This window comes from Brevibacterium sp. SIMBA_078 (assembly GCF_046534565.1).
In the GTDB taxonomy this organism is placed as follows: Bacteria; Actinomycetota; Actinomycetes; order Actinomycetales; family Brevibacteriaceae; genus Brevibacterium.
In genome coordinates, this window is the sequence record NZ_JAWRYQ010000175.1 from 1 (window position 1) to 277 (window position 277).

Annotated in this window: 1 protein-coding gene; it reads right to left on the minus strand. The window is 30.7% G+C overall.

All coding sequences use genetic code 11. The features are described 5' to 3' along the window. Positions 1-277: hypothetical protein (locus SB749_RS19330; protein WP_410711731.1), on the minus strand; the 277-nt coding region annotated here is incomplete at both ends.

Here is a 277-nt window from a genome sequence, read left to right on the forward strand (position 1 = left end):
GATACAAATCTTTCTAATTTTTTTAGGATTTCAAGGACTGGCTTTAAGTCTTTTTTGTTGAGATGGAAAATATTCGTTTCTGTAGAAAAAACATTTGAGTCATAAGCATCAAGCTGTATGCGTAACGGCTTATCTCTATTAGAAAGATTGTCCATACGGAAATGGATAAACATATTAATATCTCTGCTAGATATTTGTTTTAATAATTTCTTCGGTGTCAGGTTATCAGTTTTATATTTTCTATTTAAGTATTCGCTAGCTTCTTGCAAGCTGTAGT